Origin of the sequence: Mesorhizobium sp. WSM3879 (assembly GCF_002294915.1) — a bacterium.
Classification (GTDB): domain Bacteria; phylum Pseudomonadota; class Alphaproteobacteria; order Rhizobiales; family Rhizobiaceae; genus Mesorhizobium.
Genome location: NZ_NSFZ01000012.1, coordinates 114,704 through 137,066 on the forward strand (window position 1 = coordinate 114,704; position 22,363 = coordinate 137,066).

At 66.1% G+C, this 22,363-nt stretch carries 20 protein-coding genes; 7 read left to right on the plus strand and 13 right to left on the minus strand.

Annotation, left to right across the window (positions count from 1 at the left end; genetic code table 11):
- Positions 1–120: 120 nt before the first annotated feature.
- Positions 121–921 carry a class I SAM-dependent methyltransferase gene (locus CK218_RS23865; RefSeq protein WP_095829090.1) on the minus strand — a complete coding sequence of 267 codons (801 nt, stop codon included), beginning with the start codon at positions 919–921 and terminating at the stop codon, positions 121–123.
- 70 nt (positions 922–991) lie between these two features.
- Here CK218_RS23865 and CK218_RS23870 point away from each other — a divergent pair, with 70 nt between their 5' ends.
- Complete coding sequence (locus tag CK218_RS23870; protein WP_095829091.1) at positions 992–1,843, plus strand: hypothetical protein; 852 nt, start codon at positions 992–994, stop codon at positions 1,841–1,843.
- On the opposite strand, the gene CK218_RS23875 is transcribed toward CK218_RS23870, so the two are convergent.
- On the minus strand, positions 1,840–2,601 hold the full coding sequence (locus tag CK218_RS23875) for an SDR family oxidoreductase (protein ID WP_095829092.1): 762 nt from the start codon (positions 2,599–2,601) through the stop codon (positions 1,840–1,842). The genes CK218_RS23870 and CK218_RS23875 overlap by 4 nt on opposite strands.
- A 103-nt stretch (positions 2,602–2,704) precedes the next feature.
- On the opposite strand from CK218_RS23875, the gene CK218_RS23880 reads away from it, so the two are divergent.
- Positions 2,705–3,700: a LysR family transcriptional regulator gene (locus CK218_RS23880; protein ID WP_095829093.1), complete on the plus strand. Its 996-nt coding sequence runs from the start codon at positions 2,705–2,707 to the stop codon at positions 3,698–3,700.
- Positions 3,701–3,809: 109 nt separating this feature from the next.
- On the opposite strand, the gene CK218_RS23885 is transcribed toward CK218_RS23880, so the two are convergent.
- Complete coding sequence (locus CK218_RS23885) at positions 3,810–4,436, minus strand: TetR/AcrR family transcriptional regulator (RefSeq protein ID WP_095829094.1); 627 nt, start codon at positions 4,434–4,436, stop codon at positions 3,810–3,812.
- A gap of 111 nt (positions 4,437–4,547) precedes the next feature.
- On the opposite strand from CK218_RS23885, the gene CK218_RS23890 reads away from it, so the two are divergent.
- The 4 genes from CK218_RS23890 (at position 4,548) to CK218_RS23905 (ending at position 9,230) form a co-directional block, all read left to right on the plus strand.
- Entirely contained in the window at positions 4,548–5,732 is a 1,185-nt protein-coding gene (locus tag CK218_RS23890) for an MFS transporter (protein WP_095829095.1), read from the plus strand.
- 13 nt (positions 5,733–5,745) lie between these two features.
- Positions 5,746–7,026, plus strand: a complete 1,281-nt coding sequence (locus CK218_RS23895) for a D-arabinono-1,4-lactone oxidase (protein WP_095829126.1) — start codon at positions 5,746–5,748, stop codon at positions 7,024–7,026.
- Positions 7,023–8,159 carry an alanine racemase gene (locus tag CK218_RS23900; protein WP_095829096.1) on the plus strand — a complete coding sequence of 379 codons (1,137 nt, stop codon included), beginning with the start codon at positions 7,023–7,025 and terminating at the stop codon, positions 8,157–8,159. Before CK218_RS23895 ends, CK218_RS23900 begins: the two co-directional genes overlap by 4 nt.
- 135 nt (positions 8,160–8,294) lie before the next feature.
- Positions 8,295–9,230, plus strand: coding sequence for a bifunctional helix-turn-helix transcriptional regulator/GNAT family N-acetyltransferase (locus CK218_RS23905; protein ID WP_095829097.1), 936 nt, complete (start codon positions 8,295–8,297; stop codon positions 9,228–9,230).
- A gap of 165 nt (positions 9,231–9,395) precedes the next feature.
- On the opposite strand, the gene CK218_RS23910 is transcribed toward CK218_RS23905, so the two are convergent.
- Complete coding sequence (locus CK218_RS23910) at positions 9,396–10,229, minus strand: AraC family transcriptional regulator (RefSeq protein WP_095829098.1); 834 nt, start codon at positions 10,227–10,229, stop codon at positions 9,396–9,398.
- Between the two features lie 146 nt (positions 10,230–10,375).
- On the opposite strand from CK218_RS23910, the gene CK218_RS23915 reads away from it, so the two are divergent.
- Positions 10,376–11,869, plus strand: coding sequence for a winged helix-turn-helix domain-containing protein (locus tag CK218_RS23915; RefSeq protein WP_095829099.1), 1,494 nt, complete (start codon positions 10,376–10,378; stop codon positions 11,867–11,869).
- Positions 11,870–11,979: 110 nt separating this feature from the next.
- Here the strand turns inward: CK218_RS23915 and CK218_RS23920 are convergent, their stop codons facing one another.
- From CK218_RS23920 to CK218_RS23960, 9 genes are all read right to left on the minus strand, one after another.
- Positions 11,980–12,312 (minus strand): hypothetical protein, encoded by a 333-nt coding sequence (locus CK218_RS23920; RefSeq protein WP_066996527.1) that lies wholly within the window; start codon positions 12,310–12,312, stop codon positions 11,980–11,982.
- Positions 12,313–12,342: 30 nt separating this feature from the next.
- Positions 12,343–12,756 (minus strand): hypothetical protein, encoded by a 414-nt coding sequence (locus CK218_RS23925; RefSeq protein WP_095829100.1) that lies wholly within the window; start codon positions 12,754–12,756, stop codon positions 12,343–12,345.
- 76 nt (positions 12,757–12,832) lie between these two features.
- A complete protein-coding gene (locus CK218_RS23930; protein WP_095829101.1) occupies positions 12,833–15,937 on the minus strand; it encodes an efflux RND transporter permease subunit in 3,105 nt (1,034 codons plus the stop codon).
- Positions 15,938–16,055: 118 nt separating this feature from the next.
- Entirely contained in the window at positions 16,056–17,636 is a 1,581-nt protein-coding gene (locus CK218_RS23935; protein WP_179294583.1) for an FAD-dependent monooxygenase, read from the minus strand.
- 2 nt (positions 17,637–17,638) lie between these two features.
- A complete protein-coding gene (locus CK218_RS23940) occupies positions 17,639–18,775 on the minus strand; it encodes an efflux RND transporter periplasmic adaptor subunit (protein WP_245435170.1) in 1,137 nt (378 codons plus the stop codon).
- A 215-nt stretch (positions 18,776–18,990) separates the two neighbouring features.
- The gene (locus tag CK218_RS23945; protein ID WP_095784069.1) at positions 18,991–19,926 is read right to left on the minus strand and encodes a phosphatidate cytidylyltransferase; all 936 of its coding nucleotides are present in this window, start codon (positions 19,924–19,926) and stop codon (positions 18,991–18,993) included.
- Positions 19,926–20,585 carry a lysophospholipid acyltransferase family protein gene (locus CK218_RS23950; RefSeq protein WP_095829103.1) on the minus strand — a complete coding sequence of 220 codons (660 nt, stop codon included), beginning with the start codon at positions 20,583–20,585 and terminating at the stop codon, positions 19,926–19,928. Before CK218_RS23950 ends, CK218_RS23945 begins: the two co-directional genes overlap by 1 nt.
- Entirely contained in the window at positions 20,582–21,025 is a 444-nt protein-coding gene (locus tag CK218_RS23955) for a hypothetical protein (protein WP_095829104.1), read from the minus strand. Before CK218_RS23955 ends, CK218_RS23950 begins: the two co-directional genes overlap by 4 nt.
- A complete protein-coding gene (locus tag CK218_RS23960; RefSeq protein WP_095829105.1) occupies positions 21,022–22,353 on the minus strand; it encodes a phosphatase PAP2/dual specificity phosphatase family protein in 1,332 nt (443 codons plus the stop codon). The genes CK218_RS23955 and CK218_RS23960 overlap by 4 nt, the downstream gene beginning before the upstream one ends.
- Positions 22,354–22,363: the final 10 nt, after the last annotated feature.

Consider the following 22,363-nt stretch of genomic DNA (forward strand, 5'->3'; position numbering starts at 1 on the left):
GGCTGATGGCATGCGAGAGTCAAGGCGCGCGGGGAGGGGCAATGGCGCAATTTTTCTCAGGCGGAGCGCTGGGCGGAAATGCGGTGGCTGCGCGAAGCGTGGGCGAGCAATCCAGCTCGTTTAGTCCAGGCGCTTCGGCGAGCGCAACACCAGCAGCGGGCAGCGTTCGGCCAGACCGTATGTGCCGCTAGAGGTCAGCCGGAGATCTTCGAAGAAGGTCCGGCCTTCCTCGATGAGCGCTGCCGCGGGGGCGAAACTGTAGACGGCGGACGAGTTCCGGTAGACGTCTATGGTTCCGATGACCGGCAGTTCCCATCCGGTTCGGGCCGAAAGCTCCTCGCGGTCGGGAAACACCCTTTCGAACTGTTCGAGGATGGCTTTGACCGGGATCGTGTAATCCGGCGCGTCGCCGATCGCGGTCATGGCCACGCGCCATTTGAGCTCATGGAAAGTCGAGACGCCGCCGCTTAGTGCCAGAGCGCGGACATCCTTCGGGTCGTCCGGCGTTGCGGGAGAGGCGTAAAGCCTGATGCCGGCGCGGCCGTCGGACTTGAGCGCGCGTGCGATCGACGCAAATAGCGTGCGCCTGAGGCCGGCATCGCCGATGACCGAGAGACATCCGTCGCCGATCAGCGCCTCGACGCTTGCATCGGCGCACGGCAGATCGAACCAGTCGCCCTGCACCGCCTTGCGCGTATCGGTGTCGCCCGGCCAGATGCCGGCAATCATGTCCGAAGACTCGTCGACCGCCGTCATCGTGGCGCCGAGCCCGGCGAGCTCGGGTGTCACGCCGAGCATCACGACATCCGACGGGGCAAGGTCGAGTTCGCGGTCGTAGCTTTCGACAACCTCCGCCGGCGGCCGCAGGGGTGTGCCGAGCAACTGCCAATGTTTGCGAATTGCATTCCAATGCTCGGTCATGCAAACCCCAGCCCGGTAGCGCGTTGTATCCGATCGAATAGTGGACGACGCTTGATAGGCCAAGGGAACAATGGCACGCATCGCCGTCATCACGCATGAGTTCGACCGCTTCCAAAGCCGGCGCGGGCTGCTATGGCGCCGGGACAGCCCGTACATGCTCTTCGATCTGCTGGAGGAACTGAAGAGGCGCGGCCATTCGGTGCAGGTCCTCAGCGGCACGTCGGCGAAGCCGGCCGCCGATATCGCGGTGCTGCATGTCGACGCGACGGTTACGTCGCCCGATTATGTCGAGTATGCCCGCGCCTTTCCCTTCTGCCTCAATCTCGGCGCCGCCGACATTTCCAAGCGCCGCATCAGCGGAGCCGTCGTCGGCAAGGACGACGGCTGGAAAGGGCAGGTTATCGTCAAGAGCAGCCTCAACCATCGGGGAACGCCGGAACAGCAACTGAATCGGCGCGCGCGGCGCGCCGGCAAGCCGATGCCCTTCCCCGGCGTCGAATCTTTCGACCAATACCAGATCCATGCCTCGCTCGCCGACGTTCCGGCCGAGCTGTTCGGACGCGAGGACCTCATTGTGGAAAAATTCATTCCCGAGCCTGAGCCGGATGGCTTTGCCGCCCGTTTCTGGCTGTTCTGCGGCGAGCGCGAGCGCTGCACACGCCACGTCTCGCCGCAGAGCCTGGTCAAGGGCGACGACACGATCCGTCGCGAGGCGGTTCCCGTACCGGACGAGCTTCGCGCGCTAAGGCGCAAGCTCGGCTTCCACTACGGAAAGTTCGATTTCGTCATGCATGAGGGCAGGGCGGTGCTGCTCGATGCCAACAAAACGCCCGGCCGCGCCCGCAATCTGTCGAGCTTCATCGCCGCCGGCAATGCCAATCTTGCCGACGGCTTCGAAGGGTTGATCCGCCAACACGCTTAGATATTCATGCCGCCCGAGACCTCGATGCGCTGGGCGTTGACCCAGCGATTGTCCTCCGACAGCAGCGAGGCGATCATCGGCCCGATATCGTCGGCGACGCCGGCGCGGCCGAGCGCCGTCATGCCAGCCACGACGCGGTTGATCTCGGCGTCGTCGCGCACATGGCCGCCGTTGAAGTCGGTGGCGATGGCGCCGGGCGCCACGGTGTTGGCGGTGATGCGGCGCTGGCTGAGCTCCTTGGCGAGGTAGCGCGTGAACACCTCGATGCCGCCCTTCATCATCGCATAGGCGGCCGAGCCCGGAACCGAGAAGCGCGCCAGCCCGCTCGACACGTTGACGATGCGGCCGCCATCGCTGATCAGCGGCAGCAGCGCCTGGGTTAGGAAGAACACGCCTTTGAGATGGATGTTCATCAGCGTGTCGAATTCCTCTTCCGTGGTCTCGGCGATCGGCTTGCGGAGGCCGGTGCCGGCATTGTTGACGAGATAATCGAAGCGGTCGCGCTGCCAGGTTTCCTGGAGCGTCTTTGTCAACGCCGCGACGAAAGCCGGGAAGGTGGCAACGGCGCCGGCGTCGAGCTCAAGCGCCGCGGCGCGGCTGCCGGCGGCCTCGATCTCGGCGATCGCCGCCTTCGCCTCGTCGGCGCGCGAGCGGTAGGTGAGGATGACGTCGACGCCTTTGCGGGCGAGGTTGAGCGCGGTGTTGCGGCCGAGGCCGCGGCTGCCGCCGGTGATGAGGGCAATGGGGCGAGTGGTCATGGCAAATCTCCTTTTGGCGATGGGGATCCATATACTCGCGCGAATGACCGATATAATCTGGCTCGGACTGCCAACTCTATTCAGGATCTGCGAACAATCAGCGATGGACAGGTTCGACAGCATGCGGCTCTTCACCCGCGTCGTGGAACGGCGCAGCTTCACGGCGGCCGCCGCCGATCTCGGCTTGCCGCGCTCCAGCGCCACCGCCGCGATCAAGCAGTTGGAGGAGCGGTTGGGCGTGCAGTTGCTTCGCCGCACCACGCGCCACGTCACCACCACGCTCGACGGTGAAGCCTATTACCAGCGTTGCATCGGCATCCTCGCCGACATCGAGGATGCCGAGGGCGGCTTCGGCGCGCATGAGGTGCGCGGACGCCTCAGCGTCGACGTCAACGGCCACATGGCGCGCACCTTCCTGCTGCCGGAACTGCCGGCGCTGCTCGTCCGATATCCGGGCCTGACCGTGCATATCGGCGAAGGCGACCGCCTCGTCGACCTCGTGCGTGAAGGCGTCGATTGCGTCATCCGGGCCGGCACGCTTCCCGACAGCGACATGATCGTGCGGCGTCTCGGCATCGCGCGCGAAATCACCGTCGCCAGCCCCGCCTATCTCGACCGCCACGGCGTGCCGCGCACGCCGGACGACTTGGCTGGCCACATGATGATCGGCTTCGTGTCGTCGCGCACGAGGCAGGTGATGCCGCTGGAATTCACCGTCGACGGCAAGGTTCGCGAGATCGTCCTGCCGTCGCGGGTCACGGTCGCCAATTCGGACACGAGTGCTGCGCTGGTCCGGCTGGGTTTCGGGCTGTTCCAGGCGCCAAGGCTCCGATATGCGGACGACCTCGAGGCAGGGCGGCTGGTCGAAGTGCTTCCCGATTTTCCGCCGACGCCCACGCCGATCTCGGTGCTCTATCCGCCGAGCCGGCAGTTGTCGCCACGGGTCAGGGTGTTTGTCGATTGGCTGGTGGGATCCTGGGGCCGAAGCTGGATGCGGGGTAAGTTGGCAATCGCGGAGGGGATCGTATCCAGCGGTCGTCATCCTAGGGCGGAGCAAGGAGCGAAGCGACGCGCGCAGACCCTAGGATCCATGCCGTGACGCCAAGGCGTTGCAAGGATTGCAGAATTCTGCGCCGTTGCGCTCTATAAGGGAGGTCACGGCATGGATCCTCGGGTCAAGCCCGAGGATGACGACCGTTAGGGCATGCCTACAAAAACAGCCGCAACTGCGCGTGGATGATCGACCGGTAATCCTCGATCGTGCGCCGGCCTTCCGCCTCGTCCTGCGTCAGCGCCAGCCGCACGACGCCGCCGGCGAGCTGGAAGATCAGGAACACCACGCGCCCGAACGCCTCGCGCTGCTTAGGCTTCAGCATCGGCGCCACACGGTCGCAGAACATCTGCGCCTGATGCCGCGTCTCGGCGATGTCGAGATGCTGCAGCGCCTTGTCGGCCTGGATCGCGTTCTGCAGATCCTGGATCGCCGGATCCGCCGCGACACGGCCGTAGTAATCGTCGAGCAGGCGATCGGCGGCAGTGGTCACGTCATCCACTCCCCGGATATCGGCGATGATCGCGCCGAAGCGAGCCCGGCTCTCCTCCGAGAATCGCTCGTAGAGCATCGCCAGGATCGCCGACTTGCTTGGAAAATAATGATAGACCGTGGCGATCGGTCCGCCGGCCAGCGCGCCGACTTCCTTCATCGTGACCGCGTCGATGCCCTTCTCGCCGATCAGCCGCATGGTCGTGGCGAGGATCGCGTCGATACGCTCGCGGCTGCGCTCCTGCTTGGGCCTGCGTCTGGGTTCCGTCGCCGTTTGCCTTGTTTGCCTCATCTCGCGCGGGCAGTCGTTGATTCTCGGTTGACAGGAAACTGATCAAGTATCAGTTTCGTGAATGCTGACAACTTGTCAGCTTTTTCACCGGGCTGCAAGGGAGGGCGCCTCGTGACTGCAACCGATGCCGCGCATGCGGAAAATGGCGACTGGCTGGTCGGCAATCCGACCGGCCTGCAACTCGCCGCGGCGCTCTGGATCGGCTCGGTCGGCCTGCTCATCCTGGGCTTGCAGCCGGTGCTGCTCGGCGCGCTCTATAGCGAGGGTCATGTCACCGGTGACGAGCTGGCGCTGGTCGCCACCGCCGAGATGATCGCGATCGCCATCGGCTCGGCGATCGTGGCGATGCTCTTGCCGGCGCGCAACATGCGCTGGAAGAGCGCCGCGCTTTTGGTGCTGCTGGCGCTCGCCAATTTCTGGACCGCCTATACGATGAGCTCTAATGCGCTGATCGGCGCGCGCACGCTCGCCGGGCTTGCTGAGGGTGGCTTGGTCGCCGTGGCGACCGAATTGATCGCCCGCTCGCGCCGGGCCGAGCGCATCGGCGGCTATTTCGTCACGCTGCAGACCTTGGCGCAATGCGCGCTGGCGCTGCTGCTCGCGCTTTATGCCGTGCCTACCGCGGGCTCGGTCGGCGGCTTTGTCGCGCTTGGCGTTGTCTGCCTGCTGTCGCTCGTCGTCGCGTGGATCGTGCCGGACGACTACGCCGACCTGCCGAAGGACGAGCATTTTGCCAATGTGCTCACCGTGCCGGCGATCACGGCGCTGCTGTCGATCTTCTGCTACTTCATGTTCTTCGGCGCCGTCTGGGCATTTCTGGAGCCGCTCGGCGCCGAGTTCGGCATAGACGGCCGCACCGTCGGCCTGATGGTCTCGGCAAGCCTCGCCGCGCAGGTCATGGGCGCCATGACCGCCACCGTCTTCGAAGCGCGCATCGACTACCGCTTCGCCATCACCGTCATCGGCGCGGTCGCGACGATCAGCTCGGTGTTGCTCGCTTCCGGCCCCGGGCTTTCGGTCTTCTGGTCGGTGGCGCTGGTGATGGGCTTCATCCTGCTCTTTATCGTGCCCTATCAGATCCGGCTGGCGATCACCGCCGACGAGACGCGCAATGCGGTACTGCTCGTGCCGGCGGCGCAGCTCTTCGGCCTCGCCATCGGCCCGGTCGCCGCCTCGCTGCTGATCGACGGCCAAAATTTCCGGCCGGTGCCGGAATTCGCCGCGGCAAGCGCGTTGGCCAGCGTGGCGCTGCTCGGCGTCTTCGTGCTGGTTGCCGGGCGCCGCGTTCCAGCCTGAGCGGGAGGTGACCATGGCAAACGCCTGGAGCAACTGGTCGGGTTTCGTGAACGCCGCGCCGAAGCTGATCGCCACGCCAGCCGATGTCGGCGAGCTGGCCGATCTGGTGCGTTCCGCGCCCGGTCCGCTGCGCGTCGCCGGCGCCGGCCATTCCTTCACGCCGCTGGTGCAGTCCGACGGCACCATCATCTCGCTGGCGAAGATCGAAGGGCTGGTTTCGCATGACGCCGCAGCCAATCGGGCACGCGTGAGGGCAGGCACAAGGCTTGGCGGGCTGATGCACATCCTGCAGGACATCGGCCAGGGCCTGCCCAATATGGGCGACATCGACAAGCAAGCGATCGGCGGCGCGCTGGGCACCGCGACGCATGGTTCCGGCCCGACGCTCGGCGCCTATCATACGCAGCTCGAGACGGTGCAGTTCGTCGACGGGCAAGGCAAGCTGCGCGAATACAGCCGGGCGGGCGACCAGGATATGATCCATGCCACCGGCGTCGCGCTCGGCGCTTTCGGCGTGCTCACCGAAGTGACGATGAACAACATCCCGACCTACCGGCTGCGGCGCCGCAAATGGGTGTTGCCGATCGGCGAAATGCTGCGCGACTTCGAGACGATGATGGGCGCACACCGTTCAGCAGAGTTTTATTACATCCCGTTCTCCGGCCATGCGCAGTTCATCGCCAGCGATCTCAGCGACGCTCGGCCTTCGCCGCGGCCGACCGAGGATGACGAGGAGGGCCTGGCGACATTGCGCAAGCTGCGCACCGTGCTGCGCCGGCTGCCGGCGCTCCGCCGGGCGCTGATCAAGGGTGCGGTCAAGAAGGTACCGGCCGAGGATTATGTGCAGGACTGGCTCAACGTCTACGCCAGCGACCGTCGCACCAAATTCAACGAGATGGAGTATCACCTGCCTTACGAGGACGGTCCCAAGGCGCTGGCCGAGATCATCGCGCTGACCGAAAAGCACTTCCCGGAAGTCTATTTCCCGATGGAAGTGCGTTCGGTCGCCCCGGACGAATTCTGGCTCTCGCCCTTCCACCAGAGGCTGACCTGCTCGATCGCCATTCATCACGACGCGGCGAACGATCCGCTGCCCTTCATGCGCGCGGCCGAGCCGATCTTCCGCAAATATGGCGGGCGGCCGCATTGGGGGAAGATGCACAGCTTGACGGCGGCGGATTTCAAGAAGCTCTATCCGCGCTGGGATGACGCAATGGCGGTGCGCCCCGACATCGATCCTGAGAACCGCTTCGTGTCGCCCTATATGGCCGGCCTGTTCGGCATCCAACAATGAGCGCCTGTTTCGCCGAGCTGTCGAAGGCGCTCAAGGCCGCCGAAATCTTCCGGCCCTGCCTGGTGCTCGACCGCGACCGGCTGGACGCCAACATCGCGCTGGTGAAGCAGAGGCTGGCGCCGGGTCTTGCCGTGCGCCTCGTCGACAAGTCGCTGCCTTGCCTGCCGCTGCTTTCGCATATCTCCAAGTCGCTCGAAACCGGCCGCTTCATGACCTTCCATCCGCCGGTGATGCAGGCGGTGCTCGACGCCTTTCCCGCGGGCGATCTCCTCTATGGCAAGCCGATGCCGGTAGGTGCGGCGAAAGCGGCGCTGGCTAGGGGCGACGCCGGCGGGTGGTCGCGCGTCTGCTGGCTGATCGACACGCCGGAGCGCCTGTCCGAATACGGTGCGCTCGCCGCCGCGTTCGGCACCGAACTGCGCTTCGCTTTCGAGGTCGATGTCGGTCTGCATCGCGGCGGCTTTTCCGGTCCTGCCGAGATCGGGGCGCTGACCATACCGAAGGGCCTGCGCTGCGAAGGCATCATGGCCTATGAGGCGCATGCGCCGGAAATTCCCGGGCTGTTCGGCGGCGCGGCCGGCGCACTGAAAAAGGCCTCGGCGAGGGCTGCCGAGTTCGTCGCGGCCCTCGACGCGGACCAGCGCCGCATCCTCAACATCGGCGGTTCCAAGACGGCGCTGCTGCATGGCGGCGGCGTGGCCAACGAAGTGTCGATCGGCTCGGCCTTCGTGCTGCCCCGAGACTTCGACACGCCCGGCCTCGACGGCTTCCGGCCGGCCGCTCTCATTGCGACGCCGATCCTGAAGGCGCTCGATCCGGTGCTCCCCGGCCCGGCGGCTATCTCCCGCACGCTGCAGGCGCTCGGCCTCTTCCCGAAGAGGGCCTGCTATCTCTATGGCGGCAAGTGGATGGCCGAACCAGTGTTCCCCGAAGGCATGAAGCCGAACGGCCTGATCGGGCTGTCGTCCAACCAGCAGTTCATGGGGCTGCCGGCGGGCGCGGAGGTGAAGCCCGGTGACTACGCCTTCCTGCGGCCGACGCAGAGCGAGGCGGTGCTGCAGCATTTCGGCTCGCTCGCGGTGTTTGCCGGTGGGCGCATCGTCGAGTTCTGGCCGGCGCTGCCGATGGGGTAAACGGGCGCGCCAACTGTCTTCGCCGCGATCCTTCGCGCCCCCTCTGTCCCGCCGGCCTAAAGAAGTTCGGCACAACCAATTTATTTGACTCAGTCAACTAAATGATCGATCCTGTCCGCGACAGGAGGAATTCCCATGACCATCCACGATCACCCCGGCAACAAGCGCATCGATGCCGTGCGCGCCTTCAACCGATTCTACACCCGCCAGATCGGCCTGCTCGACGAAGGCCTCCTGAAGAGCCCTTTCTCGCTGACCGAGGCGCGCGTGCTTTACGAGCTTGCCCATCGCGACGGGCTGGTCGCCAGCGACCTGGTGCGCGACCTCGATCTCGACCCCGGCTATGTCAGCCGGCTGCTGAAAAAATTCGAGGAGCGCGGCCTGGTCGAGCGCGCCGCCACGGAGGCCGACGCGCGGCGGTCTTCGACCGCGCTGACGCCCGCGGGCAGGGAGGCGTTCGCGCCGCTCAACCAGGATTCTCACGACCAGGTGCGCGCGCTGCTCGATCGCCTGGCGCCGACCGACCAGGAGCGTCTGGTCAAGGCGATGCGCACGGTGCAGGACCTGCTCGGCGACAAACCCCAACCCAAAGTTCCCTATATCCTGCGGCCGCTGCAGGTCGGCGACATCGGCTGGATCACGCATCGCCAGGGCCTCATCTACGCGCAGGACTATGGCTGGGACGAAACCTACGAGGCGCTGGTTGCCGAGATCCTCGGCGAGTTCGTCAAGAACTTCGTTCCGCAATGGGAGCGCAGCTGGATCGCCGAGCGCGAAGGCGAGGTGGTCGGCTCGGTTTTCGTCATGCGCAAGTCGCCCAAGGTGGCGAAGCTCAGGCTGCTCTATGTCGAGCCGTCGGCGCGCGGCCTCGGCATCGGCCGACGGCTGGTAGACGAGTGCATCGCGTTCTCGCGCGCCAAGGGCTACAAGACGCTGACGCTGTGGACGAACGACATTCTTGGCTCGGCCCGCCGCATCTACCAGGCGGCGGGCTTCAAGCTGGCCGAGGAAGAGCGCCACCATTCCTTCGGCAAGGATTTGGTCGGCCAGACGTGGAATTTGGAACTGTAGCGCCTTTTCCTTCTCCCCTTGTGGGAGAAGGTGGATCGGCGCGCAGCGCCGAGACGGATGAGGGGTGTTCCAGGGAACGCCGGCGTCTCACTCCGCTGGAACACTCCTCATCCATCGCCTTCGGCGAGACCTTCTCCCGCAAGGGAGAAGGAGAGGGGCAGCGTCTCAACCTTTGATCGGCACCCAGACCTCCAGTCCGCCATTGCCGCTGCGCGGATCGAATTCGGGGCCGTAACGCTCGAAGTCCGGGGCGTCGGCGATCTCATGTCCGGATGCAGGCAGCCACCTGTTCCAGATGGTGTTGACCGTGCGTCGGATGGTCGAGATGTGCTCGCGATGCGCAAACACGGCATATTTCTGCGCCGGCACTCGAACCCGGTAAAAATCGTTCGGCAGATCGGAGAACTCCGACACCTCGACGCCCGCGACATAGTCGAAATTGCCGGCATCGTCGGCATTGGTGCAAACGCCGTAGGCGACGCCGGGCACCTCGCCGGGAATGTTGCCGATATAGGGTCCGAAGCGCTGCCACAGCATTGGGATGCCGGCGCTGGTTTCGCAGCTGTAGCGCTCGCCGAGCCCGGCGATGAGGAACGGCCGGCTGGTCTCGAAGCGCGGCGGCTCGAGCGCGGTGAGAAGCGAACTGTCCATGAGGATGGGCTCCACGAGGTCGAGGTTTTGGGTCGAGCCTCCAGCGCGCACCAGTTCCGGCGTGGTGCCGAACTGGTCGCGGAAGGCCCGCGTGAAAGCCTCATGCGAGCCGTAGCCGGCATCGAGCGCGACCGCCAGGATGTCGCTCGCGCCGCCGGCGAGCTTGCGCGCCGCTTCGCTGAGCCGCCGCGCCCGCATATAGCCCATGACCGACCGGCCGGTGGCGGCGCCGAAGGCGCGCGTCACATGGAAGCGCGACACGCCGCTGCTTGCCGCGACATCGTCGAGCGAAATCGCATCCGGCAGATGGCTTTCGACAAACCACAGCGCTTTCTCGGTCGGGTTCATGGCTCCTCGCATTTGGCGCGGCCACACTAGTCGGCGCGCCGACGGGCAGTTTGATCGAAATTGCGCAGTGCGCAATAATAGCAACGTGCATGCCGGGTTGAGTGGGATCGACTCGGCATTAGCGGCACGCGGGAAGGGGTGTCCCGATGACGACGGCGACGGCCGATCAGGTCTTCCGGTTTGGCGGGTTCACGCTCGACCTCGCCAAGGGAACGCTGCGCGGCATCAACGAGCCGCTGTTCCTGCGGCCGAAAGCCTACGCGCTGCTTTCGCATCTCGCCCGCAATATGGGCCGCGTCGTGCCGAAGTCGGAGCTGATGGATGTCGTCTGGCCCGGCGTCTATGTCACCGAGGATTCGCTCACCCAGTCGGTGCGCGAGATCCGCAAGGTGCTGGGCGAGGACATGGTGCGCACCGTCTCCAAGCGCGGCTATATGCTTGCCGCGGAAGCCGAAGCGGCGCCCGAGATCAGCAGCCAACCGATCGTGGCGGTGGTGCGCTTCCGCAACGAGAGCGGCGATCCGGCCGACGAGGCGATGGTCGACGGCTTTGCCGAGGATCTCATCAACGGCGTGGCGCGCTTTGGCACCGTGACGGTGCTGGCGCGCAATTCGAGTTTTTCCTTCGCCTCTTTCGGCCGCGCCGAATGGCCGCAGATTCGCGCCCGCATCGGCGCAGACTATCTGGTCGAGGGCTCGCTGCGCCGCCAGGGCGAGCATGTCGTGGTGGCCGTCAGCCTCGTCGACATCGCGAGCGCCAGCCAGCTCTGGGGCGACCGCTACCAGTCGCAGGGCGCCGGCCTGTTCGCGATCGAGCGCGACATCGTCGAGCAGATCGTCAGCCGCCTGGTCACGCGGGTCACCAACGCCGGCCTCGAGCAGGCCTCGCGCAAGCCGGTGACCAGCCTTGCCGCCTACGAGCTCCTGCTGCGCGGCTTTGCGCTGCTGCGCGATCCCGCTCAGACCGACCAGCGCGGCGCAGAGGCCTTGTTCGAGGCGGCGATCGCCAAGGATCCGAATTACGGGCTTGCCTATTCCTATCTCGCTTTGGCGCGCTCGCTCGACGGGGAGTTCGGACGCGCCAGCGATGCTGTCCTGGAAAATGCGCGCGACCTTGCCGACAAAGGGCTGGCCCTGTCGCCCGACCAGCCGACCGGCCATCGCGTGCAGTCGCTGATCCGCCTCTATATGCGCGATCACGAGGCGGCCGAACATCACATGCGCATCGCCTTGCAGCTCAACCCTTATGACGCCGACAGCATCGAGCAGATGGGAATGCTGCTCACCATGCGCGGCCGGCCGCTGGAAGCGCTGACCTGGCTGGCGCGCGGCATCCGCATCGATCCGTTGCATCCGCACTGGTACCAGTTCGACCGCGCGCTGGCGCTCTACATGATGGGCGAATACCGGCAAGCGGCGGAAGCGCTGGAGCTCGCGACGCGCCCGGCGCCCTGGATCAGGACGAGGCTGGCCGCCTGCTATGCCCAGATGGGCGACAGGGAAAAGGCGCGGCGGCAGATCGCCCTCATCGAGGACGGCGCTTCCTTCTCGCCCCTCGACTATGCGCTGCACGGCGTGCCGTTCGAAAATCCGGCCGATGCCGAGCATCTCTGCGAAGGCGTCAGGCTTGCCCTAGGCTAAATGTATGTCGCCCGGAACGTGCAGCGGTTCTGGGATATCAAAACAAAACTTAAAGCGCGTCGCCCGAATCCGTTCCAGCGCGACGCGCTTTGGGCTGTGCCCGAGCCGCCTCAATCGACGACGACCACGATGTAGCGGCCTTGATAGGGACGGTAGTAGGTCCGGCCGCAGCGCCAGACGTCGAAGCCGTTGACCTTGGTGCGAACGCAGCCTGCCGGCAGCGTGGCGACCCAGGCGGTGGTGTGCCTCAGCACACGCCATGTCGTGGCGCGCCGGGCGACGCCCGCGGCGCTGTGCGGTGTCCAGGGCGCCCCGATGCGGGCTTCGGCGGTACCGACCAGCGACAGGGCCGGCACGGCCATGCCGACAATCTCGACGGCGGCGAGGCCGATGGCGAGCAACGCAGCGGCCGAGCGCATTTTCCTGAAAGATTTCACAGGCATTTTCGTTCCTCCTGAGGTTGGTGTTCAGTTCTAGTGGGAGGATGAAGCGGCCAGCCGGGTCGAAGCCGTCAGCGCCGCCAGGTGAGCAACCACGAACAGCCAGTGCGCCGCGGTTGTGACATAGCCGACGACGAGCACGTCGGCAGCGATGAAGAACTGCCAGAACAGAAGGTTTGCCGTTCCGAGCAGCACATGCACGGCAGCCAGCACGGCGTGCCAGTTGCGGGAGTAGGCGATGCGCCAGAGCGTCACGCCGATGATCAGGGCCAGCCCGTGCGCCTCGATGAAGCCGATGCCGGTGCCGGGCGCGTTGTTGAGCAGCACAGCTTCAGCCCCGCGCCCGAAGAACGAACCGGCAATGTCGGTGGCGAGCCCGCCTGCGGAAGCAAGGACCAGGAAGCCGGCATTCACGCGAACGAGAAGATTTCCAAAGAAGGGTGTCATGATCGTTCCTTTCCGTTTTGGGTGATAAAGGTCGCCACGGCGGCGTTCGCCGCCGTGGCTGCTGGGAGGGCGCCGCTCAGGCCACCAGCGGCTGGGGCTCGGCTGCGGCCGCGGTCGGTTCGGCCGCGGGGGTGCTCTCAGCCGGCGCCTTGATGCCGAACCAGGTGACGTAGAGCGTCGGCAGGAAAACCAGCGTCAGCACGGTCGCCACCAAGAGGCCGCCCATCACCGCATAGGCCATCGGCCCCCAGAACACCGTCGGCGCGATCGGGATCATGCCGAGGATGGCGGCCGCCGCCGTCAGCAGGATCGGCCGCAACCGATGCGTGGTGGCGCTGATCACCGCTGCCCATGGTTCCTCGCCGGCGGCGATGTGCTGGTCGATCTGCGCGATCAGGATCACCGAGTTGCGGATCACCATGCCGATCAGCGACATCACGCCGAGGATCGCGACGAAGCCCATCGGAGCGCCCGAGAGGAGCAGCGCGCCGGCGACGCCGATGATCGCAAGCGGAGCGGTGAGCAGCACCAGCACCAGTCGCTGGAAGCTCATCAGCTGCACCATCAGCACGGTCGCCATGATGAACAGCATCAGCGGGAACACCACGAAGATGCTGGCCTGCGCCTTGGCGCTGTCCTCGATCACGCCACCCTGCTCGACGCTGTAGCGCGCCGGCAATTCCGCCTTGAAGGCGGCGATGGCGCTCTCCAGCCGCCGCGTGACCAGCGTGGCATTTTCGCCCGGCGCGACATCGGCCTGCACGGTCACGGTCGGCAGCCGGCCGCGGCGCCAGATCAGCGGCGGCTCGGTCTGGTAGGTGAGCTTCGCCACCTGCTCGAGCGGCACCCGCCGTCCGCCGGACGCGCTGATCGTCAGGCCGCGCAGCGTGTCGATGCTGGCGCGTTCGGTTTCCACCGCGCGGGCAACGATGTCGACGAGGTAGATGTCGTCGCGCATCTGCGTGATCTTCGAGCCGGAGAGCACCGCGTTGATCGTCTCCGACAGCTGCTGCGAGGAGATGCCCAGCGCGCGCGCCCGGTCCTGGTCGACATCGACCTTGATGACCTTGGCCGGCTCGTTCCAGTCGTAGTTGATGTTGCGCACCGAGGCGTCGCTGCCCAGCACCTGCGCGAACTGCTGCGCGAGGCCGCGCGTCTTGTCCGGATCCGGACCGCTGACACGGAACTTCAGCGGCCAGCCGACCGGCGGGCCGAGCTCCAGCGGCGTGACGCGGACCATGACGTCGTCGAAGCCGGTCGACAGCTGCTTCTCCAGCCGGTCGATCACCGCCTGGCGCACGGCGTGGCCCTTGGTCACGATCACCGCCTGGGCGAAGAAGTCGTTGGCGAGCTGCGCGTCGAGGGGCAGGTAGAAGCGCACCGCGCCCTGGCCGACATAGAAGCTCCAGTGGTCGATATCAGGATCGGCGGCGAGCAGCTTCTCGACGCGCTCGACCACGGCATCCGTCGACTTGATCGAAGCGGTGCGCGGCAAGGTGAGGTCGAGCATGACCTCGGGCCGGTCGGACTTCGGGAAGAACTCCTGGCCGACGAAGCCCATCGCCACGACGGAGAGCGCGAACAGTCCGGCCGTCGCCGACAGCACCAGCCACTTTGCCCGCATCGCCATCTCGAGCAGCGCCTGGAAACCGCGGCCGACGCGCGAGGGCTGATGGCTGCCGCCATGCCCCTTGATGCGATCGGGCAGCAGGAAGACGCCGGTGAGCGGCGTGAACAGCACCGCGACCACCCACGAGACGACGAGCGCGATCGCCACGACAGCGAACAGCGAGAAGCAGTATTCGCCGGCGCCGCTCTTGGCGAAACCGACCGGCACGAAGCCGGCGATCGTCACCAGCGTGCCGGTGAGCATCGGGAAGGCGGTCGAGGTGTAGGCATAGGTGGCGGCCGAGATCTTGTCGTAGCCTTCCTCCATGCGCGAGATCATCATCTCGACCGCGATCATGGCATCGTCGACCAGCAGGCCGAGCGCGATGATCAGCGCGCCGAGCGAGATGCGCTGCAGCGAGATGCCGAAATACTCCATGGTGACGAAGGTGATCGCCAGCACCAGCGGGATGGCGACCGCCACGACGACGCCGGGACGCCAGCCGAGCGCCAGCAGCGAGACGGCGAGCACGATGGCGATCGCCTCGCCGAGGCTCTTGGTGAATTCGCCGACGGATTCTTCCACCACATGCGACTGGTCGGCGACCAGGCCGAGCTCGGCGCCGAGCGGCAGCTCGGCCTGCATCTCATGCATCTTCTCCTTGACGGTCTCGCCCAGCGCCAGCGCGTCGCCGCCCGAAGTCATCGAGATGGCGATGCCCACCGCAGGCTTGCCGTTGAAGCGGAACATCGGCTGCGGCGGGTCGGAATAGGCGCGCTTGACCTCGGCGACGTCGCCCAGCCGGAAGTAATGGCCGTTGGCGTAGAAGTTGATGGCCTTGAGGCTTTCCTCGGAGGTGAAGCTGCCGGACACGCGGATGGCGATGCGCTCGGGGCCGGCATCGACCGTGCCGCTCGGCGTCAGCGCGTTCTGCGCCTGCAGCGCCTGCGACAGCGTGCCGACATCGAGGCCGAGCGCCGCCACCTTCTGCGTCGAGAATTCGAGATAGATCTTCTCGTCCTGCTGGCCGATGAGGTCGACCTTGGCGACGTCCTTCACCGTCAGCAGCCCGGCGCGCAGGCTGGTGCCGAGATCCTTCAACTCGCGATGGCTGAGGCTGTCGGAGGTGAGCGCGTAGATCAGCGAATAGGTGTCGCCGAACTCGTCATTGTAGAACGGCCCCTGCACGCCGGACGGCAGCGTCGGCTTGATGTCGTCGAGCTTTTTGCGCACCTGGTACCAGAGCGGCTGCACCTGGTCGGCGGCCACCGTGTCCTTGAGGTTGACGAAGACGACGGATTCGCCGGGCTTGGTGTAGCTCTTGACGTAGTCGAGGTCCGGCAGCTCCTCGAGCTTCTTCTCGATGCGATCGGTGATCTGCTCCACCGTGTCGCTGGTGCTGGCGCCCGGCCACATCGTCTTCACCACCATGGTCTTGATGGTGAAGGGCGGGTCCTCCTCGCGGCCGAGGCCGCCATAGGCGTAGAGGCCGGCAAGGGCGGCCGCGATCATCAGGTAGACGATGAAGCTGCGGTGCCGCAGCGCCCATTCGGAAAGATTGAAGCTGGTCATGATGCGGTTCCTTTTCAGGGCGCGCGCAAGCGCGCTCCGCCGGCGCCTGCCGGCTGGCCAAAACAAATGACGGTTTGGGTTCGGTCAGCGCCCGCCGCTTGGCGGGCACTGTCGCAATTCAGGCCAGGCTGTGCATGGTGCCCGGCACACGGTAAGGCGCGCGCTCGGCGGTTCTCGGCCTGATGGCGAGGCCCGCGAGATAGCGCTGGAAGGCGGCTGCCTCCTGGACCGGCGAGGCGAGCGCGACATGGCCGTCCGGCCTCACCAGATAGGCTGCGTCGCGCTGCAGGCCGGCCTTCCCGGCTGCGTCTGTCCAGGCGAAGGCATGCACTGCAATTCCTGTCGGTGCGAGCATCGCCCGGAAATCGCAATTGACCTCGCCATAGACATGGACCTGCCAGTCGAGCGAGCGCAGCGGCTCGAAATTGTCGCCGCCCGCGCCCATGACATTGCCGGCGACATAGGGCAGGCGATCGCCGCCGCTGACCTTGCCCGCCATGCCCGAGCTGATCGGCCCGGCGCGGTACTCGATCGCCGTCTGCGAGATCACGCCGAAGAATGCGCGCGACCCGAACGATGTGTGGAGCCCGATGTTCATGACCTTCGGCATCACGTAACGCCGGAACAGGCCGACCAGTCGCGAGCGGTTGGTGATGAAGCGGAACACCTTGTCGGTGCTTTCGATCAGCTTGTGGGCAAAGGCGATGCGCTCCGGCTCGTAGCTGTCGAGCAGGCGCGGATCGGCACGGCCCTGCACCACGGCGCCTAGCTTCCACGCGAGGTTCACAGCATCGCCCATGCCGGTGTTCATGCCCTGGCCGCCGGCCGGGCTATGGATGTGTCCGGCATCGCCGACGAGGAACACGCGGCCGGCGCGGAAGCGCTCGGCGACGCGATGATGGACGCGATAGGTCGAGAACCAGTTGACCTCTTCGACCGTGACGCCGGTGTCGCGCTCGACATCGGCGCGGATCGCCTCGAAGCTGATCGTCTCGTCGGCCTCATGCGCCTTCGGCACGATGCCGATGAGGCGCAGCGAGCCCGACTGCCGGACCGGCATAACGATGGCGAAGCCATAGCTGCTGATGGTTGTGTCCATGCCATTGCGGGTAACGTTGCCCGTGCCCTTACCGTCGGCGACATAGAAGGCCTGCTCGTAGGTACCGCCCGGAAAGCCGATGTTCAGCCCATGGCGAACCGTGCTGCGGGCGCCGTCGCAACCGGCAAGATAGGCTGCGCTGACGGTCTCGGTCTTGCCGTTCCGCGAAAGAGTCGCGATGACCGCGTCACCCTTGTCCTGGAAAGCAACGAGCTCCGTTCCGCGCTCGACCTCGACGCCGGCGCGTTCCAGATGCGTGATCAGCACGCGTTCATGGATATCCTGCGGCAGCGCGAAGGCGAAGGAGTAGGGGCTGATGCCGCGGCCAAAATCGGAAAGCGGCAGCCGCGCTGCGACGCCGGCCGGCGTATGTAACGTAAGCCGTTCCAGCCGGATGCCCTCGGCAAGGATGTCCTCGACGATGCCGATCTGGCGATGGAACTCCAGCGTGCGCGCCTGGACGGCGAGCGCGCGCGAGGTTTCGCCCGGACCGGTGGCCTTGTCGAAGATGCGGACCGGGACCCCGAGCCTGGTCAGCCAGAGAGCGAGCGTCAGCCCGGTCGGGCCGGCGCCGGCGATCAGGACCTTTGTCTTGGACATGGTCATTTTTCCTCTCCTTCAACGATACGCACTTTTTCGCGTTCCCGCAGCCGGTTCACGCCGGCGGTGACGACCAGATCGCCCTTGGCGAGGCCGCCGCTGACCACGACACGGTCGGTCTCGTAGCGGGCAACCGTGACCGGCTTGAGCTCCACCGCCGACGAGGCGGACACCACCCACACGGCCGGCTCGCCGTCCTTGTCGAACAGCGCGCTGCCCGGCAGCACCATGACCGGCGCGCCGCCCATCTCGGCGCGGCCGGCGACGCTTGCGCCGAAGCGCATCTCGTTGGGCGCATTCTCGATCGAGACCTTTACCTGGAAGGTGCGGGTCGCGGCGTCGGCCATAGGCGCGATCTCGCGGATGCTGCCGATCGCGGTGATCGCCGGATTGCTGAGCAGCGAGACAGTCACTTTTGGCGGGTGCTTCGTATCGGGTGCGTTGGCGAAGACCGCTTCGGCGATCGAGAACACGGCGTCGCGGCTCTCCGGATCGGCAACCCGCACCACCATCTGTCCGACATTGACCGACTGACCGGCTTCGGCTCCGGTGGCGGTGACGATGCCGTCGAATTCAGCATGCAGCTCGGTATAGCCGATCTGGTCCTTGGCCATGTCGAAGGCGATGTTCGCCGACTTGAGCTTGGCCTGCGCCGAACGCAGATTCTTCAGTGTCGCGTCATAATTGGCGCGGGTGGTAAAACCCTTGGCGAGCAGCGCGCCGATGCGGGCCTCCGCAGCTTTTGCCTCGACAAGCACGGCCTGCGCCGCCGCGACATCGGCCTCGGCGCTGGCGAGCCGGTTGCGATAGTCCTGGTCTTCGATGCGGGCGAGCACCTCGCCCTTCTTCACCGTCGAGCCGATCTCGGCGACGCGTTCGAGCAGCTTGCCCGACACGCGGAAGCCGAGGTCGCTTTCTAGCCTCGGCCGGATCTCGCCGATGGCGATGCGGGTATCCGCGCTGAGCATCGGGACGGCCTCGATGGCCTTGACAAGCTTTGTCTCGGCTGCGGCGGGCTTCACGTTCGAGGCCTCGCTTCTGGCGCCGTGCCAGACCATGGCGCCGCCGCAGGCAAGAACGGCGATCGATCCGGCGACAAGGCGGCGCCGCAGCGGCCTGTTATGAAAAAGTGCAATCATGTTGTCTCCATGACCAAGGTTGCGGCCGCGCGGGGGAGGATGCGGCGACCGGGAAATCAGTTGGCTGGAGGAAATCGGGCTTTGCGGCCTGTCTTTTCGCCAGCCCGATCTTCTTGGCGCTTCGGGCTCCGGAAATCCCGAACGGTTTCTGAAAATTTTCTGATGTTTGGGTGAGGCGGCCTTGGAATTGCGCAGGGAGACGCCGATGCCGACGCTCAAACCGTCCAGAAATAGCGCACCAGGTGGAAGAAGATCGGCGCGGCGAAGACCAGGCTGTCGGTGCGGTCGAGCATGCCGCCATGGCCCTCGATCAGATGCCCCCAATCCTTGACGCCCTGGTCGCGCTTGATGGCGGAAGCGACCAGCCCGCCGAGAAACCCCATCGTGCAGGCGACGAAGGCGACGGCCGAGGCCTGCAATGGCGAGAACGGCGTGATGAAGGCGAGCAGCGCGCCGAGCAGGCTCGAGGCGACGAGCCCGCCGATCAGCCCCTCCCAGGTCTTCGACGGCGAGACCTTTGGCGAGAAGCGGTGCTTTCCGAACAGCTTGCCGAAGATGTACTGCAGCACGTCGCTGCCCTGCACGACGATGATCAGGAAGGCGACGAGCAGCAGGTTGCGGCCCTCGAAGCCGGGCACGTTCAGCGTCAGCAGCGCAGGGACGTGGCTGACGCAATAGACCGCGATCATGATCGCCCATTGCTGCGCCGAGACGCGCTCCAGGAAGCGCTCGGTATCGCCGTGCAGCGCCGTGATCGCCGGCATCAGCAGGAAGCAGTAGACCGGGATGAAGATCACGAACAGCCCGTACCAGGCCGTCCACACCAGCCAGTATTGGACCGGAATGACGATGCCGAACATGCCGAGCAGAACCCAATGGTCGCTGCGGCGGCTGTGCGTCAAGGTCACGAACTCGCGCAGCGCCGCGAACGAGATCAGCGCGAACAGGATGGTCATGCCGTAGCGGCCGAAGAAGAAGGCGACCGTCATCAGCGCCACCATGACCCACCAGGCATTGATGCGCTGGGTGAGGTTGGTCAGCGTCGCGCTGAGCGGCTTCGGCGCCCGCGCCGACAGCACGGCGGCGGTGGCGCTGGCCGTGGTCAGCACCACGAAAAGGCCGATGATCAGGATGCTGATTTCGTGGCGCATCATTCGTCTCGATCAGGACGGGGATTGAGGGCCAGAAGTTCGGCCCGGGCGCGTTCGAGGAAGGCGCGGCGTTCCTCGCCCGGCGCCACCGCCACCGGCGCGCCGAAGACCACGCGGCAAAGCAGCGGCACCGGCAGGAACTGGCCCTTGGGCAACACGCGCGACATGTTCTCGATCCAGCACGGGATCAGCTCCACTTCCGGCCGCGCCATCGACAGATTGTAGAGCCCGGAGCGGAACGGCAGCAGCTCGTCGCTCATGTTGCGCGTGCCTTCCGGGAAGATGATCAGCGAATGACCCCGGTCGAGGACGGAAAGCATGACGGAGATCGGGTTCTCTTCCGGCCTCGTCCATTGCCGGCTGATCAGCACGGAGGACAGCATGTCCTCGGCGATGAAGCGGCGCAGCCGCGACTTTCGCCAATATTCGGCGGCGGCGATCGCATGTGTGGTGGCGCGTTCTCTTTCGCTGAGGCAGGCCGACAAAAGGATGAAATCGCCATGGCTGGTGTGGTTGGCGAAATAGATGCGCTGCCGGTCCGATGGCTGGCAGCCGCTCCAGATCGGACGCACGCCGGTCACCGCCCGGGCCAGCGCCGACAGGCCGACCGAAGTCGCCGTCTGCAGCAGCGTGAAGGTCCGGAGCGACAGCTTGTTCATCCCGGCATCCAGAATCCGGCTGTCAGGAACGTGATGACAAAGATCGCGAAGGCGATGCGCTGCCGGGCAAGCAGGCGGCGCGTTCCGGCGATGCGGTCCTCGAGCGGGCGCGGAGACGAGGAGACAGGCTTGAGCCGCATCCGCGCCAGCATGTCGTCGACAGCGGCGCATCCTGAACGCTCATTGTCATGGCTCGCCATCAGCCGGAACAACAGCGCGTCGAAGGCGAGAAGCGCCGAAAACCCAAGCACCACGACGGCGCTTGCCGCGGCGACCAGCAGTGCCAGCACCGCGATCGGCGCCTGGAGCGCGCCGCGCGCCGAGGCGACCAAAGGCGCGAAGCCGTAGCAGACGAGCACGATCGCGGCCGGCCATGCGGCGTGCTTGATCAGCATGGCGGCAAAGGCGGCTGTCCGCTGCTGATAGGCTTCGTCCGTCATGCCGGCTCGTCCAGTCCGATCTGAAGATGCACTGGTCGTCCGGACGCGGCGAGCTGCTTGCGCGCCTGGGATGGCGTGTGCGAGCGGCCTGTCGCGACGAGCCATCCGGCGATGACGGTGGCGCTGCGCTGGAAGCCGAGCGCGCAGCAGACCAGCACCGTGCCTTGCCGGCGCGCCGGCTCGATCGCCGCCACCGCTTGGTCGAGCGTGTCCACCGGCGGCGGCAGCAGATCGAGCATGCCGAAGCTTTGCCAGCGGCCCGGCGCGTCGCCCGGTCGCTCAAGCTCGGCGGCGAGATCGATCACCGTGCCGAAGCCGTCAGCCTCGGCGGCGTTCGGGAACCGCCCAAGGAAGACGCCGTCGCTGACCGGCACGACCGGCGGCAGCTTGCGCGTCCATGCCCAGACATTGACCCTGGCGCCCAGACGATAGGGCCAAAGCAGGATGCGGCTCGCCAGCGACACACGGCCATCCGCGGTCTTCTGGAACACTTTCGCGCCGGCCCCGGCATAGGCGAAGGCGACGATGGCCAGCGCCAGCGAAGGCCATAGAAGCAACAAGGCGAGGGCGGAGAAGAAGGCGCCGGCCGCAGCGCCCGTTAGCGCCAGAGCGGCGCCCAGCGCGTAGTATAGCGCAAGCCGCCGTGCCTTGCCGTCGGCAGTCAGGTGGGACCCGGCGAACGGCAGCTCGCCCTGTGCCGGAAAGAGCCACAGGGCGAAGAAGCCGAGCAGCGCGCCGGTCGGGATGTCGATGAAATGATGCTGCCAGGTGGTCAGCACCGAGGCGCCGATCAGAAGGCACCAGCCGTGCCAGAGCCCCAGCAAAGGACCGGCGAGGCGCTGGCGCCAATGATCCCAGATGATCACCAACAGCGCGATATGCAGCGACGGCGCCTGGTTGAACGGCTTGTCGAAGCCGCCGAGCACCGCAAACAGGAAACCCGGCAGGCCGCTCGTTTCCGGCCGCACGAAGGTGGCGGTCAGCGGAAACAGGATGAAGCAGGCGACGGCGACGATCTGCGCGGTGAGGTAGCGGCCGGCCAGCCGGTCGACGCCCTGGCGGCTGTCGTTGAGCAGGAGCGACAGTCCGTAGAACAGGTTGATCGACCAGTAGGGCACGATGGTCCAGGCGACGAACGGAACATGGTGTTCCCAGGAGAACACGATGCTGCCGACATGGTCGCGAGTCGAGGCGAGCCAATTGGCGAAGCCGTAGGTCGAATAGAAGACCGGCGCGAGGAAGGCGAGCCACAGCGCTGCGCGAAGGACGACATGCCCATAGGGCTCGGCGCTGGGTGAAAGTGGCGGGGGCTCGGCACTGGAAGGCATGCGGCGGTGG